General features: G+C 44.6%; 15 protein-coding genes. 9 read left to right on the top strand and 6 right to left on the bottom strand.

Annotated elements, in window-relative coordinates; all coding sequences use genetic code 11:
* The first annotated feature begins 147 nt into the window (after positions 1 to 147).
* The 3 genes from AC20MK_RS11185 (at position 148) to AC20MK_RS11175 (ending at position 2638) form a co-directional block, all read left to right on the top strand.
* Entirely contained in the window at positions 148 to 1014 is an 867-nt protein-coding gene (locus AC20MK_RS11185) for a hypothetical protein (protein WP_487355883.1), read from the top strand.
* Between the two features lie 116 nt (positions 1015 to 1130).
* On the top strand, positions 1131 to 1727 hold the full coding sequence (locus AC20MK_RS11180) for a hypothetical protein (protein ID WP_487355882.1): 597 nt from the start codon (positions 1131 to 1133) through the stop codon (positions 1725 to 1727).
* Between the two features lie 56 nt (positions 1728 to 1783).
* Positions 1784 to 2638 (top strand): class I SAM-dependent methyltransferase, encoded by an 855-nt coding sequence (locus tag AC20MK_RS11175; protein ID WP_487355881.1) that lies wholly within the window; start codon positions 1784 to 1786, stop codon positions 2636 to 2638.
* A 1-nt stretch (position 2639) separates the two neighbouring features.
* Here AC20MK_RS11175 and AC20MK_RS11170 read toward each other — a convergent pair whose 3' ends face one another.
* A complete protein-coding gene (locus tag AC20MK_RS11170) occupies positions 2640 to 4007 on the bottom strand; it encodes an MATE family efflux transporter (RefSeq protein WP_487355880.1) in 1368 nt (455 codons plus the stop codon).
* 184 nt (positions 4008 to 4191) lie between these two features.
* Between AC20MK_RS11170 and AC20MK_RS11165 the strand changes: the two genes are divergently transcribed.
* Positions 4192 to 5115, top strand: coding sequence for a UbiA family prenyltransferase (locus AC20MK_RS11165; RefSeq protein ID WP_487355879.1), 924 nt, complete (start codon positions 4192 to 4194; stop codon positions 5113 to 5115).
* A gap of 14 nt (positions 5116 to 5129) precedes the next feature.
* Here AC20MK_RS11165 and AC20MK_RS11160 read toward each other — a convergent pair whose 3' ends face one another.
* The 4 genes from AC20MK_RS11160 to AC20MK_RS11145 form a co-directional block, all read right to left on the bottom strand.
* Positions 5130 to 5930, bottom strand: coding sequence for a helix-turn-helix transcriptional regulator (locus AC20MK_RS11160; RefSeq protein WP_487355878.1), 801 nt, complete (start codon positions 5928 to 5930; stop codon positions 5130 to 5132).
* A 277-nt stretch (positions 5931 to 6207) separates the two neighbouring features.
* A complete protein-coding gene (gene purH, locus AC20MK_RS11155; protein ID WP_487355877.1) occupies positions 6208 to 7824 on the bottom strand; it encodes a bifunctional phosphoribosylaminoimidazolecarboxamide formyltransferase/IMP cyclohydrolase in 1617 nt (538 codons plus the stop codon).
* 74 nt (positions 7825 to 7898) lie between these two features.
* Positions 7899 to 9800 (bottom strand): phosphoadenosine phosphosulfate reductase domain-containing protein, encoded by a 1902-nt coding sequence (locus AC20MK_RS11150; RefSeq protein ID WP_487355876.1) that lies wholly within the window; start codon positions 9798 to 9800, stop codon positions 7899 to 7901.
* Between the two features lie 52 nt (positions 9801 to 9852).
* A complete protein-coding gene (locus AC20MK_RS11145) occupies positions 9853 to 10671 on the bottom strand; it encodes a CRISPR-associated protein Cas4 (RefSeq protein WP_487355875.1) in 819 nt (272 codons plus the stop codon).
* Positions 10672 to 10793: 122 nt separating this feature from the next.
* Between AC20MK_RS11145 and AC20MK_RS11140 the strand changes: the two genes are divergently transcribed.
* From AC20MK_RS11140 to cyaB, 5 genes are read left to right on the top strand one after another with little or no spacing between them, the layout of a single operon-like run.
* The gene (locus AC20MK_RS11140) at positions 10794 to 11534 is read left to right on the top strand and encodes a helix-turn-helix domain-containing protein (RefSeq protein ID WP_487355874.1); all 741 of its coding nucleotides are present in this window, start codon (positions 10794 to 10796) and stop codon (positions 11532 to 11534) included.
* Between the two features lie 56 nt (positions 11535 to 11590).
* The gene (locus AC20MK_RS11135; RefSeq protein WP_487355873.1) at positions 11591 to 12640 is read left to right on the top strand and encodes a hydroxymethylglutaryl-CoA synthase; all 1050 of its coding nucleotides are present in this window, start codon (positions 11591 to 11593) and stop codon (positions 12638 to 12640) included.
* 10 nt (positions 12641 to 12650) lie between these two features.
* Complete coding sequence (locus AC20MK_RS11130) at positions 12651 to 13823, top strand: acetyl-CoA acetyltransferase (protein ID WP_487355872.1); 1173 nt, start codon at positions 12651 to 12653, stop codon at positions 13821 to 13823.
* A 6-nt stretch (positions 13824 to 13829) separates the two neighbouring features.
* Positions 13830 to 14231 (top strand): Zn-ribbon domain-containing OB-fold protein, encoded by a 402-nt coding sequence (locus AC20MK_RS11125; RefSeq protein WP_487355871.1) that lies wholly within the window; start codon positions 13830 to 13832, stop codon positions 14229 to 14231.
* A complete protein-coding gene (gene cyaB, locus AC20MK_RS11120) occupies positions 14218 to 14733 on the top strand; it encodes a class IV adenylate cyclase (RefSeq protein ID WP_487355870.1) in 516 nt (171 codons plus the stop codon). The genes AC20MK_RS11125 and cyaB overlap by 14 nt, the downstream gene beginning before the upstream one ends.
* 40 nt (positions 14734 to 14773) lie before the next feature.
* Here the strand turns inward: cyaB and metG are convergent, their stop codons facing one another.
* Positions 14774 to 16828 carry a methionine--tRNA ligase gene (gene metG / locus AC20MK_RS11115; RefSeq protein WP_487355869.1) on the bottom strand — a complete coding sequence of 685 codons (2055 nt, stop codon included), beginning with the start codon at positions 16826 to 16828 and terminating at the stop codon, positions 14774 to 14776.
* Positions 16829 to 16881: the final 53 nt, after the last annotated feature.

Below are 16881 nucleotides of genomic sequence, written 5' to 3'. Positions count from 1 at the left end.
TTCAATACGTTTATTAGAGTTCTAATAAGCTTCTTTTTCATAATTAAATACTTTAAATCCTTTTTGTCTGTAAGTATGCTTATATTCTCGACTGCAAGTGGGTGAATTGTGAATACCCGGATATTGCCGGGACACAGAGATGATAATATGAAAAATAAGATAATGAAAACAATTGGCTGCTTTGCAGCTATCCTGATGGTATTCAGTTTGTTTCCAACAGGTGCGCTCGCGGCAGAAGACAGTACTACAAAAGACCTCTCAATGATGAAGTTCGGTGAAAAGAATAGGATGGCACATGGGATCGGTGGTGGACTTTTCCTTTCTGATGACCGCCCTGTATGTCCAGTGGAGTTTGAAAGTGAAGAAGATGCATTTGAGTTTCATAAAGAGCATTTGATCACTTCTTTTGATGAAAGGATCGAAAGACTGGAGACTCTAAAAGAGAATCTCGATGACATTGGTAACGAAGAGATCACTGAGGAACTTATAGATGAGCACATTGTTCAGCTTGAAGACGCAAAAGAGCTCATCTCTTCTGCTGAAGACAAAGAGGAAATTAATGAAGTAATGGAATCATTGTCCCCAATCTTTGAAGGGATGCATGGAATCGGTTCTGATATTGATAATATGAGTTCCAGAGATTCTGATGACCGCTCTGTATGTCCAATGGAGTTTGAAAGTGAAGAAGATGCATTTGAGTTCCATAAAGATCGCTTGATCACTTCTTTTGATGAAAGGATTGCAAGGCTGGAGACTCTAAAAGAGAACCTCGATGACATTGAAAATGAAGAGATCACTGAGGAACTTATAGATGAGCACATAGTCCAGCTTGAAGATGCAAAGGAACTCATATCTTCTGCTGAAGACAAAGAGGAAATTAAAGAAGTAATGGGATCATTGTCTCCCATATTTGAAGACATGCCTGAAGAACTTAAAAGCTCAAATGGCAAAATGCATCCTCGTGGGCAGATGAACGGTATGCATTCAAGGGGTATGGGTTCAGTTGAAGAATGAGCTTCAGCCATTGAATTAAGAAACATCTTAAAGTTAAAAATGGAGCAATTAGCTCCATCTTTATTCTTGACGTTTGTTCTATGATCCAATAAATAATTGTTATAATGGTGTTTAATATGATAAAAAGTCTGAAAACTTTCGCTGTACTGTTAATTTTGTTATGCTCAATATCAGGAAGTGCTTTTGCAAAGGGGGATATGTCTGATAATGCCAGATTAGATCCCGGTGCCGATGGATTTACAAATCTGATAAATTCAAAAATACAACTCCTTGAGAACGAGATCGAAAACAGCGATGATGCATTGTTTGTTGAAGAAGCTGAGATCCTTATAGTTGAGCTGAAAAATGTCAGGGATGAAATCCAGGAATCTTCCAATGAGGAAGAATTTGCATCTTCACTTAATAAGTTCAATTCTCTAATGGAAAACTCTTCAGAAGATTTTGAGCAAATTTTGATGGGCAACCAAGAAACGTCTGTTGCTCGAATTGATGATTTAAGAAATGTAAGTGTGTCAATGAATGATGTAAGAAATAAAAGTGCACAAATGAATAATGCAAGTGGCGATATGAAGTCTTCAATTCTGAGCGACGAAAGAGAAGATATTATTAAGGATGTTTCCTCGAGATCTGCAATAGTTGATGAAAATGAGGCTTCAAGCTCCAATTCCAATTTCTTGAGCAAATTCATGAATAAAATAATGTCTTTATTCTAACTGCAACTTTCTGATCTTAAGAACATTTATGCAATATGAATTCAATTCCATTTCTTATGAACCTGAATAAAATTGACTGGAACGATGTCTGGAAGGAACAGATGAGGCTCTATAATGAGGTCGAGGGAACTCTGGAAAAAGTTGATATCTGGGAAAGCAAGGAAAATGCCCGAAGATACTGGGAAATGTCACAGAACAAGGGTGCTGACCGCATTGAACAGACTTTAAGTGAGCTCGATCTTAAAGCGGATTCGCGTGTTCTTGATATTGGTTCCGGTCCAGGTGCTCTGGCCATCCCTATCTCCAAACGTGTTCGGGAAGTGGTGGCAGTTGAACCCTCGGATGGCATGATGTCAGTATTGCAGGAAAATATAGAGAAACTGGGCATAAACAATGTCAAGTGCATTCACAAAGGCTGGGAAGACATCGATATTGATGAACTTGGCGGGAAGTTCGATGTCATCATTGCTTCCTATTCGCTGAATGTGCCTGACATAAGGCAAACGTTCGAAAAGATACAGGCGGTTTCCAGTGGGCCTGTTTATGTTTACTGGTTTGCAGGGGAGACCTCCTGGGATGATCAATATCGTGCCATATGGCCTGCTCTGCACAATGAGGAATATCACAGTTCCCCTAAGTGCAATGTCATGTACAATGTCCTTTATGACATGGGTATATTCCCCAATATGGAGGTGTTCCCCATGCAGAGAAGTATGAACTTTTCTTCCATGGATGAAGCGGTCAAACACTATGTTCCGCATTATAGGGCATACACTGAAGAGCAGGTCTCTATACTCAGGGAATATCTGGAAGAGATCCTACCGGTCACTGAAGATGGTTCCATACTGCACCTTGGCGATACCACGCGGGTCAGGATGTGGTGGGACAACGCTTCCGATGATCACAAATGAATCAGGAAAGATCGGGATGTATATCCTTTTTGAAAAGACTGTATTCCTTTGCCAGCATGACGAAGGTCACCAGAAAAGACAGTCCGTCAGATAATGGGAATGCCATCCATACTCCCTGAAGTTCAAAGAAACGGGGTAGTATCAGGACAAGCGGTATCAGGAAAAGTACTTGTCTGCTGATTGACAGGAAAAATGCTGGCTTTGCTTTTCCAAGTGTCTGATATATGGATGCTCCTACTATCTGGAATCCGACTAGGGGCAGTGCAAGTGCCATTATCCTCATTGCTGTTTTTCCTGCCTCTATCAACTGCTGGTCAGTGGTGAATATGCTGAACAACTGGTTTGGGAATATGAATAGCATTAAGAAACCTGCAATCGATACCAATGTTGTTACTTTCATGGCCAATGCTGTAGAACTGATGACCCTTTCGTAGTTCTTTGCACCATAATTGAACCCCACTATCGGTTGCAGGCCCTGTACAATACCTATCATTGGCATGAAAGTGAACATGAACAATCTATTAACTACACCAAATACTGCTATGGGAATATCTCCTCCGTAAATGGCAAGCACATTGTTTATCACTATCACCATAAGGCTTCCCGATGCACTTCTTGCAAATGAGGAAGTTCCGATGGTGACCATCTCTTTTAGTATCTCTGGGTGGGGTACAAAATATCTGATGTGGAAATGAAAACTGCTCATTCCCTTTGTAAAATAATATAAGAGGTAGAGGGCACTTACCACCTGTGAAATAACGGTTGCAATAGCTGCACCTTTTATGCCCATATTCAGTCCAAAGATGAATATGGGGTCAAGGATTATGTTAAGCCCTGCTGATATTACCATTGTAAACATGGCCACCCTTGCATTTCCTTCTGCACGAACAATGTTATTGAGTGTCATGGAAAATGCAAAGAAGATCGTGCCGTAGAGGATTATCTTTGTATAATCGTATGCAAAAGGCATGATAGTTTCTGTGGCGCCGAACATTCTCAGCAGGGGTTCAATGTAAACTAAACCCAATATCGTCATAACTATGCTAAGTGCAAGTATGGCAGTTATGGCATTCCCGAGTGCGATATCTGCACGTTCGTGTATCCTTGCACCTAAACTTCTGGAGATAATGGACGCACTTCCTATGCCTATTGTGAGTGCTATTCCCATGATTATCATCTGGATCGGGAATGCAATGGTTATCCCTGCAATACCCTGTACACTTTCCGCCCCAAGTGCCCGTCCTACGAAAATAGTATCTACAAGACTATAGAGGGCCTGAACTATCATTCCAACGGTCGCAGGTAGTGAAAGCTTAAAAAGGACCTTTTTAATGCTATCTTCTGAAAGCATTCTGGATCTCTCGTTCATAGGTATTTCCTCAGAAGTCTGTGGGATGAAAAGAAAACACCTTATAAAACAGTTCCGTATCTATCTTTCTTTTTGTGTGACTTTTAGGATCCTATGACTTAACCGATCAGCACTACATAAGTAGTTCAATGGTATAATTGTATACTGAATTAATAATATCAGGGGGTTGTGTAATTTTATATCTATGGGTGAAAAAACATCTTTCTCATTAAGTAATGTCCGATTTCCGAAAAACAACCAAAATTCATATCATTTCCCGGATATTTCAAGTCTGTGGCCAACGCTACACCTTTTGAACAGTTCTACACTGGTGTCGGTCTCCGGCGCTTTAAGGATATACCTCGCATTCCTTTTACTGCAGATGCAATTCAATGTCCTTTCCTGTATAGGTGGAGGCCTGGTGGTATATTCTGTCTATACTCTTGATCGTGCGCTTGATTCTGAGGAAGACGCAGTTAACAGGTCTGAACTTACCGGGGCAAGACGGGAGATTGCACTATTTGCGTCATTGCTGACATTCCTTATTGGTGCTTATTTCTTGTTCCTTGACGGTTTATTGCTTCTTGCTTTTTTGCCTTTGGTGACCGGTTTCCTTTACAGTAAAGGGATCAAGGTCGGAAAACATCATCTCAAGCTCAAAGGCGGTCTCGGTGTGAAGAACCTGGTTGTCGGCATAACCTGGGGTGCATTCATTGCTGGTATTGCAGGTTGGTATGCAGAAAGCATATTTCCGGTGTTTGCTGTATTCCTTTATTTTGGGTGCAAACTTTTCGTAAACTCTTCTGTGTATGATTTCAAGGATCTCAAGGGCGATGCCCTGGCAGGAATAAAGACACTTCCTGTAAGTCTTGGCGAACAAAAGACACGTGATATCCTTCTGGGGATCCACCTGTTCTCTCATTCCCTTCTATCGATCCTGATAATGTCAGATCTTCTTGCCTATGAGCCGATTTTACTGGTCTACAGCTTCATTGCAGGTCTTGTCTGTATCGATCGCTTTGCAGCACCGGTTGAAAAAGAGTCAAAGAACAGGTTGTACAAACGACTGTTCGTTGTGGATGGCGAATCGAGTATGATCGTAGGTCTAAGAGCAATTATGGGAGTTTGATATCGTATGGAAGATCAAAGGGATTTAATTTCCCTTGCTTTCTCTTTATAATGCTCAAATAACTCTTTTCCCCATTGCACAGCAGCTTTGTCGTGTCCTATTAGATCGTTCTGTGGGTCATATGTTCCGTTCTTGAAAAACAATGACATAGAAAAGAAATTGTCGGTTACAATGAATGCGACCTTTGCTTCATCGATAAGGTAGAGCTTTGTATTGTCAGAGTTCAGATACGTCTCCAGTGAATCTCTGTATTCGTCCTTCACCTTTTCGAATACATTTTTTGTCAGAACAAGCTTTGTAGGGATATCATTTTTGGCGAGGCTGACAAAGAATTCCGGATATACCGGGATAAATATGGTGGAAACTCCATCTATTTCGGTTGAATTTGTGACGTTCCCAAGAAAATTTTTGTGGGAGTCATAGATGTTTTCCAGGCCTTCCTGATGGACAGAGCATTCACTGAGGTCACCGATCCTATCGAGAAGCTTTTGTGGTATTCCATCAAGTAAGTGATCTTTCCAGAAATCCTCGTTCCTTTCGATGGCATCAAGGGTTTTTATCAGTGGTCTTAGATATTTGGATGCCACTTTTCCGATCGGTGTAATGTGGTACTTTTTTTCATCCTTGAATATAAGGTTTGAAGCTACCATCTCTTTTATTCGGGGTGATATCTCTGGCGAGCTCACTTTGAAATATTCCCTTATTTGTGATAATGTACGAGGTTCTTCTTCTATAAAGAAAAGAAGGTCTTTTCTTTTTTCTGAAAATGTGAGAACGCTTAGCAATCCACTTGATCTCATTTTCTTCAGCTCCATAGTGTTGGGTGTACCGATTGCATATATAATTAATGGACACCTTTTAAATATTTAGTATCTAATACTTGGATTTTTTAAAACACTACTACCCTTTTTCTTTAAGTTTTGATAGTATCCACTCGATAAGTTCGTACTAATGGTTCGTACTCCCCGTTTCACCACATATACAATTGAAAATTATCTTACTTCTACTGTAAATATGTGGCGATAGCTCTAAAAGAAAGATCTGTCCTAAAAAAGAAGGGAATGTGTGCAAAAACACACATCCAAGATATGATCAGTGCAGGAAGTGTCTCATTCCAGTGAACACCATTGAGATGTTCAGACGATTTGCAGTAGCAATGACCTCATCGTCCCTTATGGAACCGCCTGGTGAAATTATGTATCTTATCTTGCTTTCATCAGAATAGATTATACTGTCATCGAATGGGAAGAACGCATCAGATGCCATGACCGACTCTGAAAGTATGGATTGCCAGTATTCTTCAAAGCTCATGTCCGGCTTTTCCCTTTCATAGATGATCTCAAGGTTCTCTTTTGCTTTTGTTGCTGCAAGTTTGCGTATGGAATCAACACGGTTTGGCTGTCCTGCTCCCATTGCTATCATAACGTAGCATCCGTCCTTGTATTCGTATGCAAGGGTCACGGAATTGGATTTTGTGCTCTTGCAGGCGCAGATACAGAATTCGGACAGTCCGCGTTTCTCTTCAGGGTATGCAGTTTCAGTAACACAGTCCCATTTCTCGTAAAGCCCTATGTTCCTTGTCTGTTTAAGCATTCCGCCGATCACATATTTGTATGTGGTCTCGGTGTCAAATGCTTCGTTGAACTGTGGTAACTCAAGAAGGCGCAGATTTGAGCTCTTATCTTTCAGATATTCAAGGGCATCATGCTCGAATCCGGGTGCGAGTATGATCTCCACGAACTTACCCTTAAGGAACTCTGCGGCTTCAAGGTCGAAAACGGTATTGGTGCAGATTATACTGCCAAATGCGGATATGGGGTCGCCGTCCCATGCATGCTCCAAAGCCTCGCAAAGGGTGTTACCGGTTGCCAGTCCGCATGGGTTATTGTGTTTGACAATGGCGACTGCGGGATTGTTGTTGCCTACCTCTTTGATGGTCTGGAGGGCATTGTCCGCATCCACATAGTTGTTGTATGAAAGTTCCTTTCCATGCAATTGCTTTGCATTCGAGAGTGCAGGGCCAACGATTGTCTCATCCTTGTAGAATGTAGCTTCCTGATGCCAGTTCTCTCCATATCTGAGCTTTGTACCCTCAGTGAAGTTCATGCGCAGGACATCTTCATCGAGGAGGGTCTTGCTCAGGTACGTATCAATATTGCTGTCATAATTTGCAGTGTGCCTGAATACCTTGACCGCAAGTTTTTCGCGAGTGGTGTCAGAGACCACACCTGCAGATCTCAATTCCTTGAGTACCTCTCCATAGTCTTCAGGGTCTGATATTACTGTTACAGATTTGTAGTTCTTAGCGGCAGAGCGGAGTAAGGTAGGTCCTCCAATATCGATGTTCTCTATAGCTTCATCAAGGTTCACGCCCTCTTTCGAGACTGTTATCTCGAAGGGGTAAAGATTGACAGCTACCATGTCGATAAGTTCGATGGATTCCTTCTCAGCTTCTCCCATGTGTTCAAGATTTCCTCTCATACACAGCAATCCGCCGTGTATCCTTGGGTGGAGTGTCTTTACACGTCCTCCCATCATTTCAGGAAAACCGGTAACTTCTGAGACGTCGATCGTCTCAATACCCGCATCGCGAAGCATCTTCGCAGTTCCGCCAGTCGATATAATCTCTATGTTCAGTTGCTCTAGTCCCCGTGCGAAATCCACGATTCCAGTTTTGTCAGAGACGCTTAGCAGTGCCCTTTTTACCAAAAAATCACCAAGTTAGATTGTTATATATGTTGTATAAATGTTCTGGTTGGCCATTACGGCCGTCAATTCCAAGATCATCCAAATTTCACCACGGGGCAAATTGCAACGCAAGCGCCACAATGAGTGCATTTGCTGCTTATGATCGCCTTACCGTCTTCTATAGTGATACAGCCTTTAGGGCACTTTCCTACACAGACACCACAACCCATACATTTCAAAGACCGTCTTACGGCCCTTTCGATATGGTTCATGAACTCTCTTGCATCTGTTTCGTCATTGCCTCTTGCAGTTACTGTGCCTGATGCGAATATCTGTGCACGGTCATCTTCGTGATGCACAGAAGCAACACCCTCGATATAGGCAACTTTACCTGCTGCACGGAGCATTCCGGTGGTTTCCAGAAGTTCCATGTCCAGTGCAATGCCGAAACTGCCTTCAGCTGACATCCCGCCTTCGCGGCATGGTCTGTATCCTGAGGTTACACTGAATTTCAGCTCACCCTTTTCATCACTCTTTGGTATGATATTGATCCCCTTTTCCTCTGCTACTTTTGCAATAGCTGGTGGCAGGGTCTGCCATCTCCATAGTCCGTGCTCTACCCATTCTTTCGAGAGTCCCATCTTCTCCGCATATTCAAGCAGATGGTCATTAAGCCGTTGTTCCAGTTCCGGATGGGTTTCTTTCAGCCTGAACAGGTCCGACAATGAGGACGATGGGCATAACCAGCATCCTATGCGGTCGAATCCTCTCTCGTACATTACATTATAGGGTACACCGGTCTTGAAGATATAGAGCCAGACGTGCATTGCTGTCCAGTCCTGTATGGGGGACGCTCCGATCTGGTTGCCTACCCAGGGGTTCTTCCAGACACGTTCACTGTTCGCCCTTGCAGCGGACTCGTACTTTCTTTGGCCGATAAAAGTGAGGCATCCATCTTCATAATTGTCATTGATGATCTGTGAGATAGGTCCAAGTTTACAGACCTTGCAACACCAGCGTGCTTCCACTGACGGAGGTCCGAAGTTCCCGACAGATTCCCAGAAAGCTTCTCCTGCATCCTTTGTCCGAAGAGGGCGCTGATAATGTTCCACTATGTCCTTCACATTCTCTATGGTCTCAGGGAATTCAAGTCCTGTGTCCGCGAAAAGGAGTTCATAATCATCAAGGCACTCACTTACAAGCTGTAATACTGCAAGGCTGTCCTTTCCTCCAGAATAGGACACGCTCACCGGTCGGTTCACGGTTTCATTAGTATGTCTGATGAACTGATGTGCTTTATCTTCGAATAGCGTAAGTATCTCGGAATTGGCTTTGACAGCATCATCCCAGGTCTGTCCACCTTCAGGCACATCTATCTTTTCAGGTTTGCCTTTCCATCTGTTCTTGACACCAACACCTTTTTTGTGCTCGATCATGTCCGCACCGCTCATGCGTGCTCTTCCGACTGCAACGATGTCGCCTTCAGGTGTAAGTACAACAGTCTCGTCCGAGACCTGTATCTGTGGGTCGGCATCTACTACCCCCGGGGCCAGTACGCTTGCCCCTTTTAAGATAAAACTGACCGCACCGCCATCAAGCACTACCCAACCCCTCATCTCTTTCAGATCCTTGCCTTCAAAAAGGCGTCTTGCACCGGCCAGTCTTGGCAGGAGCACCCACTTCAGACTGTCCATCTCAAAACGGAAACTTGCAAGGACCTCGCCATCAACGATCACTTCTTCCATCCTGTCATCGTAGGGTGCTTTATTGAGAACTGCTAAGTGCCCCTCAGGTATCAGGAGTGCATTGAACTGTTCCATTGAGGCCGCATTTATGTTGTCTATATCATACTGGAAAGCTGGCCTTATGTCACCAGGCGGTGTGACGCCTACTTTCGTAGTTTTCTTGCCGCAGCTGCATTTTTTCCCGAGTACGGGTACATTACAGTCTTTACACCAGTGCAGAAGCAGTTTTCCCAGATATACAGGTTTTGACATTGTAGATGGACACTGGAAGAATACATAAATAGGTGTTGGGTGCTCGGATATCTTAGAAGAATTTAGAGGCAAGAGTAGACTTGTTTGTGCAGAACTGTGTGAAATTACAATGTTCGCACAGCTTCCCTTCTTTGCGTTCAGGCAGGTTTCCGTCCTTTATTCTGTCGACGCGGTCGCGTATCTTGAGCACCTGTCTTCTGTCCTCAGGTCTGACCTTCACTTTTCGTATCTTCCCTTCCTTTGCATATTCCACAAAACCGAGCTCAACAGTTTCCCCGCTGTTCTCCTCTACCAGCATCGAAAGAGCTGCAATATGTATCCTGTCGTTCCCCCATACTCCGTTTTCCGGGCACCTTCCGGTCCTTATGGAAAGGGGTACCATCCTTTCTCCATATTGTACTATGGCAGAAGGGATGCCTGTCAGTTTCAGTCTGTCAGAATGAAGTACAGGTTCTGTTCTATGGGGCATTATACTTTGTATGACCTCAGCTTCGCTGCTCTTGAAGACCGCATGGGAAAGGTTCGTTGCAATATTATCAAGCAGTTCAAAGACGTTCTTTTCGGCAGTCTCTATTACATTAAAAGGGATATTTTTTAGCTCAGTTGTGTATATGAGGTCAAGTTCGCTCTTCACACGTTCGAATTCCGCACTAAGTTCTTCCAGAATGCTTTCTTTTGTGGGCTTTGCTTTTTTGATAATGTCTGCATAACCCATGGCTAGTTCCTTTATCATCATATGTTCAATATATCCTGAACTGATAGTTGGCAGAAGCTCTTGCTCTCGGTATGTATAATATACTTGTCTGGGGCATTTTAAGTACAGAAGAAGTTCCGATACATTAGCATGCAATTTCAGATCTGCCAGGGACATGGTTTATAACAGATTATCGGCATTTTATAAATAGTTGAACCATATAATTGGTTTTATTCGTCAATTGTCGATAGAACGTTCGGTACATATATATGTGTGACACTCATACAGTTTATTGAAGCATGACCAAAGATATGGCCAATGAAAATATTCGTCAGCGTCTAGCTGAAAAAATGGCAGGCGAGATCACCTTATCCGAGAAACCCGGGGAGGCGCTGAAAAAATGGAGACTTAACTTCGACATTGCCCAGACTGATCTCTCAGGCTATCTTAAAGTATCTCCTTCTGTCATCAGTGATTATGAAAGTGGACGGCGAAAGTCTCCAGGAACTCTCATTGTCAGCAAGATAGTAGATGCTCTTTTGGAGATCGATACTTCAAAGGGCGGACAGAAAATACACAGCTACGAAGGCATGCTTTATGCCGATCCGGGAGCTAAGGCGGTGTATGCGACCTATGAATATACATATCCTATACAGCTCGCCAAACTTGCGACCCTGATCGAAGCGGATGTTGTGAACAAGGGTGTGGAAAAACCCCTTTACGGTTTTACGGTTGTGGATAGTAAGAAGGCCATCCTTGAGCTTTCTTCCCATGAGTTCCAGAAGCTCTATGGGTGGAGTACCGAACGTGCATTGATATTCACCAAGGTCTCCACAGGAAAATCACCACTGGTGGCCATTCGCGTGACCAATCTGAAACCCGGAGCGGTTGTCATCCATGGGATCCGTGGCAATCAGGTCGATCCGATGGCAAAGAAGATGGCAGAGATCGACAGGATACCACTTCTTGCAACAACGATGGATATTGATGAACTGGTCGAAGTGCTGAAAAAGTACAGCCAGTATCACGTGATAGAATAATGATCTCCTTGAGATCGATTTTGAAAAACTTGAACATATAAACAGGTGAATGATTTATGAGTGTAGGAATTGTTTCTTACGGTGCTTATATCCCCAAATTCAGGATAAAAGTAGAAGATATTGCCCGCGTATGGGGAGATGATGCGGATATTCTCAGTGCAGGTCTGATGGTATATGAAAAATCAGTTCCTGACCTTGATGAGGATACTGCGACCATTGCGGTGGAAGCTGCAAGGTCTGCGGTTTCACGCCACAATATAGATGCTAAGCGTATAGGGGCCGTTTATACGGGTTCTGAAAGTCACCCTTATGCTGTAAAACCTACCAGTACGATCGTTGCTGAAGCTATTGAAGCAACTCCTGCACTGACAGCTGCGGATTTCGAGTTCGCATGTAAGGCAGGTACTGCTGCCATGCAGGCATGCATGGGCCTGGTCGGCAGCGGAATGGTAGACCTTGGAATGGCCATAGGTGCCGATGTATCCCAGGGCGCTCCCGGAGATGCACTGGAATATACTGCAGCAGCAGGCGGTGTGTCCTATATTATCGGTAACAAGGAATCTGAGATGATAGCAGTTATAGAAGACACATTCTCATTTACCACCGACACTCCTGATTTCTGGAGACGTGAAGGTATGCCATATCCGGAACACGGCGGCAGGTTCACAGGTGAGCCAGGTTATTTCAAACATGTGACCGGAGCTGCAAAGGGTCTCATGGAAAAGATGGGCACAGAACCTTCTGATTATGACTATGCTGTTTTCCACCAGCCAAACGGGAAGTTCCCTTCAAGGGTGGCAAAGATGCTGGGATTCACTAAAGAACAGATCAAGCCCGGTCTGGTAGTTCCATGGCTTGGGAACACATATTCCGGTTCATGTATGATGGGTATTGCCGCAACACTCGACCAGGCAAAACCAGGTGACAGGATATTTGCAACGGCATTCGGTTCCGGTGCAGGCGGAGATGCGTTCAGTTTCAGAGTGACCGACAAGATAGATGAGGTCCGTGATGCTGCGCCAAAGGTTCAAGATCTGTTGAAAGATCCTGTATACATGGATTATGCAATGTATGCCAAACACAAAGGTAAGATAAGGCTTGCATGAGGGTGTTGATATGAGAGACGTAGCAATTATTGGTGTTAAGAACACAAATTTCGGTGAGATGTGGGATCGGTCCTTCAGGGACATCGTTGTCGAAGCAGGTGTCGGAGCTATTGAGGATTCCGGTATATCCGGTGAAAAACTGGACGGCATGTACGTTGGTAACATGAGCGGAGGGCAGTTTGTAGAACAGGAGCACATCGGTGCCCTCATAGCTGATTATTCCGGTCTTTCCTTAGACCTTCATATTCCATCCACTCGTGTGGAGGCAGCATGTGCTTCAGGCGGTCTTGCGTTCAGGCAGGCTGTAATGGCAGTAGCTTCCGGTCACGAGGACCTTGTGATGGCAGCGGGTGTAGAGAAGATGACCGATGTTTCATCAACGGCAGCTTCAGCAGCACTGGCAGCAGCAGCAGACCGTGAATGGGAAGGCATCATGGGTGCGACATTCCCGGGTCTTTATGCAATGATAGCAAAAATGCACATGCATCAGTATGGGACCACAAGCGAACAGCTTGCGGCAGTTGCTGTGAAGAACCACAAGAACGGATCAATGAACCCCATCGCACAGTACAAGAGCCCTATAACCATAGATAATGTCCTAAATTCCATCATGGTGGCTGACCCATTGCACATATTCGATTGTTCGCCTATCACAGACGGTGCATCAGCATTGGTACTTGCTCCTGCGGATATCGCACACGAGTACACTGACACTCCTATCTATGTGAAGGCGACAGCACAGGCAAGCGACACAATTGCTTTGCATGACCGTCGTGACATCACAACACTGGATGCATCCGTGGCAGCAGGAAAGCGTGCTTATGAGATGGCAAAGATGACCCCTGCGGACATCGATCTTGTGGAGGTTCACGACTGTTTCACAATTGCAGAGATATGTGCAATCGAAGACCTTGGCTTTGTAAAGAAAGGTCTGGGCGGAAAGATGACCGAAGATGGTGAGACTGCTATTGGCGGAAAGATCCCTGTGAACACTTCCGGTGGCCTGAAAGCATGTGGTCATCCGGTTGGTGCTACTGGTATCAAACAGCTCGTAGAGGTCACACAGCAACTTCGTGGGGATTCAGGTCCTCGTCAGGTCGATGGCGCAGAGGTCGGAATGACCCATAATGTCGGAGGATCCGGCGCGACCGCAGTTGTAAACATCTTATCGAGGAAGAGGTGATCAAGAATGTCTGTAGCAAGATTCTGGAGAAAGCAGATCAACAGGTACAATATTGTGGGAACACACTGCAAGACCTGTGATACACACTACTATCCGCCACGCAACGTTTGTCCTAAATGCAGGCGTGATGGCGATATAGAGTCCTACAAGTTCTCTGGTCCGGGCAAGGTAGTTACCTACACTATAATTCACACCGCAGCAGAAGGATTTGAACAGCAGGCACCGTATGCGCTTGCAATCATCGAACTGGATGAAGGTCCAAGGTTCACAAGTCAGGTAGTTTGTGATCCAAAGGAAGTTTCCATTGGTCTTAGGGTCAAGCCTGTGTTCAGAAAGCTCGGTGAGAGCGGTGACAAGGGTATGATCTATTACGGAACGAAGTACGTCCCGGACAATGATCGAAATTGAAATAAAAGTGCGTGCTGAACATGCTCCTGTAAAGGATAGGGTAGTAAAGCTCGGTGCGCAACAAGTTCGTACGGAAGATCACGTTGATGTGTACTACAATTCACCTCATCGTGATTTTGCCAGAACGGACGAAGCATTGAGGTTGCGTAGTGTCGATGGTGGCACACGCATGACCTATAAGGGTAAGAAACTGGATGAGATTTCCAAGACGCGGGAGGAATTTGAGACTCCTGTGGATGGAGTGGCTGCTCAGGGCATCCTCAATGCACTTGGTTTTTTTGAATCCGGTGTCGTGAAGAAGACGCGTGATATCTACAGATACGACGACATAACCATCTGTTTTGATAAGGTCGAAGGTCTTGGCGAGTTCGTGGAAGTTGAACTTGTTGCGGATTCGGACATTGAATCTCATAAGGAAAAGCTCTTCGCCTTCCTTGAGATGATAGGGTCAAAAAAAGAAGATTCCATCAGGACATCTTATCTTGAGATGCTGATGGACTAATTAATTATTATTCGTTAAGGGGGAAGTCCCCCTCATTTTTTCAGTGTATGCAGGTGCCTGGGTTAGTTTCCTTCTCCGGCTGCAAGAGGATCGCGTTATCCGCAGCATCCACTCCGGCAAGTACCATTCCATTGGACTCGACACCGCAAAGTTTTGCAGGTGCAAGGTTTGTGAGGACAGCGACCTGCTTTCCTATGAGCTGTTCTGGCTCATGGGATTCTTTTAAGCCTGCAACTATCTGGCGTGTTTCCTCTTCTCCAAGGTCCACCTGAAGTTTTAGTAATTTCTTTGATTTTTTAATAGCTTCAGCGGATACGATGGTTCCAATACGTATGTCCATTTTTGAGAAATCGTCGAATGTGATCAAATCTTTCATCTCCTCTATTTCCTTTACTTCTTCTACTTCTTCCGTGCCACTTTCCTTTGCAATCGCTTCCTTCACCCTTGCAGCGGATATGGCTTCCATCTCTTCGGTCTTCTCATCTTCTATCTTCTCAAAGAGGATGGATGGTTTTTCAAGTGTGGTTCCACTCTTTACGAGTTCAGTGGCTTCCGCATAATTTGTTTCATGGACGTCTGTTGTCATTCCTATCTGTTTCCATGCCTCTTCCATCTTTTCAGGGAGTATTGGCTCAAAGAGCAGACAGAGCGCTTTTGTGATCTGGGCACAGTTCTTGACAACTTCTCCACATGCTTCCTTGTTCTCTTTTATGAGCTTCCAGGGTTCATTTGACTGGAAATATGTGTTTCCGTATGAAGCAAGTGCCATTACAGTGTCAGCATATTTCTTGAACTCGTAGTTCTCCATGGCCTCTTTTGCATTCTCAATGGTAGTGTTGATCTCGTCAAGGATGTCCTGCTTTACTTCTCCTTCGGGTATCTCTCCGAAGTTCTTGTGTGTGAAAAGCAGTGTCCTGTACAGGAAGTTCCCGAAAACGCCCACAAGCTCTGTGTTGACCTTGTCCTGGAACACTTTCCATGAGAAATTAAGTTCCTTTGTATGTGAGGTATAACTTGCAAGGTAGTAGCGTAGCAGGTCCTGGTGGAATCCATGGTCAAGGTAATCCTCGTCCACCCAGACAACATATCCGCGGCTCTTGGAGAATGTCCTGTCCTCGATCTTTACCATTCCTGAAGCCACGACCGCATCCGGCTGATTGTATCCGGCACCCTTGAGCATTGCAGGCCAGAAGATGCAGTGATGGTAGATGATATCCCCACCGATGAAGTGGATGATTCTTCCGTCATCTTTCCAGAACTTCTCCCAGCTCTCATTATTTGCTTCTGCCCATTCTTCTGTGAATGCGATGTATCCGATAGGTGCATCCACCCAGACGTATACTACAAGGTCCTCATGTCCCGGGAATTTGATGCCCCAGTCGAGACTCCTTGTGATGCACCAGTCTGTAAGTTCCTGATTTACCCAGCCCAGGGCATAATTTCTTGCATTGAGGGTTCCGCCAAGACCTTCAAGATGTTCCAAAAGGAAATCCTTGAACTGTGAAAGCTTGAAGAAGAAATGCTCTTGTTGTTTATATTCAGCAGGTCCGTTGCATGTGGTACAGGTAGGATCTTCAAGTTCTCCCGGTTCAAGATGCTTTCCACAACCCTGGTCGCATTCGTCTCCCCTTGCTTCTTTTTTGCAGTGAGGGCATGTTCCCTTTACATACCTGTCCGGAAGGGAACGGTCGCAGGATGGGCAGTATGCTATCTCGATGGTCTTTGGGTAAACATAGCCGTTCTCTATGAGCTTACTCACTATCTCGGTCGTGCGTTCATGGTTTGTGGTGTCATCTGTGGTGCCGAAGGCATCGAACATGACTCCCATCTTCTTGAAGGTCTCATCAAAATGCTTGTGATATACCTTTATGATCTCGTTGGGGGTCGTTTTAAGTTCCTCTGCATTGAACACGATGGGAGTTCCGTGTGTATCGGAACCACAAACGAACGTGACTTCCTGTCCTGTCTTTTTTAAGGACCTTGTGAATATATCTGCGGGAACATAGGTGCGTAAATGACCTACATGCGCCTTTCCATTGGCATAAGGCAGTCCGCATGTGACAAGAACTGGTTTCTCTGATGGGAATTTGGACATTATTGTTCTCCATGATGATTAGTTTTCTTTTGCATAGTGTGCAATCATAAAAT

This window comes from Methanococcoides sp. DA23 (genome assembly GCF_057593895.1).
Note: the sequence above shows the minus strand (reverse complement) of the source record. Positions and strands in the feature narration are given on the sequence as shown.

What these genes read in the sequence shown, in the direction of transcription:
- AC20MK_RS11180 (WP_487355882.1), top strand. Translation starts at nt 1,131, where the DNA reads ATGATAAAAAGTCTGAAAACTTTCGCTGTACTGTTAATTTTGTTATGC.
- AC20MK_RS11125 (WP_487355871.1), top strand. Translation starts at nt 13,830, where the DNA reads ATGTCTGTAGCAAGATTCTGGAGAAAGCAGATCAACAGGTACAATATT.
- metG (WP_487355869.1), bottom strand. Translation starts at nt 16,828, where the DNA reads ATGTCCAAATTCCCATCAGAGAAACCAGTTCTTGTCACATGCGGACTG.
- cyaB (WP_487355870.1), top strand. Translation starts at nt 14,218, where the DNA reads ATGATCGAAATTGAAATAAAAGTGCGTGCTGAACATGCTCCTGTAAAG.
- AC20MK_RS11185 (WP_487355883.1), top strand. Translation starts at nt 148, where the DNA reads ATGAAAAATAAGATAATGAAAACAATTGGCTGCTTTGCAGCTATCCTG.
- AC20MK_RS11160 (WP_487355878.1), bottom strand. Translation starts at nt 5,930, where the DNA reads ATGGAGCTGAAGAAAATGAGATCAAGTGGATTGCTAAGCGTTCTCACA.
- AC20MK_RS11130 (WP_487355872.1), top strand. Translation starts at nt 12,651, where the DNA reads ATGAGAGACGTAGCAATTATTGGTGTTAAGAACACAAATTTCGGTGAG.
- AC20MK_RS11150 (WP_487355876.1), bottom strand. Translation starts at nt 9,800, where the DNA reads ATGTCAAAACCTGTATATCTGGGAAAACTGCTTCTGCACTGGTGTAAA.
- AC20MK_RS11175 (WP_487355881.1), top strand. Translation starts at nt 1,784, where the DNA reads ATGAACCTGAATAAAATTGACTGGAACGATGTCTGGAAGGAACAGATG.
- AC20MK_RS11135 (WP_487355873.1), top strand. Translation starts at nt 11,591, where the DNA reads ATGAGTGTAGGAATTGTTTCTTACGGTGCTTATATCCCCAAATTCAGG.
- AC20MK_RS11140 (WP_487355874.1), top strand. Translation starts at nt 10,794, where the DNA reads ATGACCAAAGATATGGCCAATGAAAATATTCGTCAGCGTCTAGCTGAA.
- AC20MK_RS11170 (WP_487355880.1), bottom strand. Translation starts at nt 4,007, where the DNA reads ATGAACGAGAGATCCAGAATGCTTTCAGAAGATAGCATTAAAAAGGTC.
- AC20MK_RS11165 (WP_487355879.1), top strand. Translation starts at nt 4,192, where the DNA reads ATGGGTGAAAAAACATCTTTCTCATTAAGTAATGTCCGATTTCCGAAA.
- AC20MK_RS11145 (WP_487355875.1), bottom strand. Translation starts at nt 10,671, where the DNA reads ATGTCCCTGGCAGATCTGAAATTGCATGCTAATGTATCGGAACTTCTT.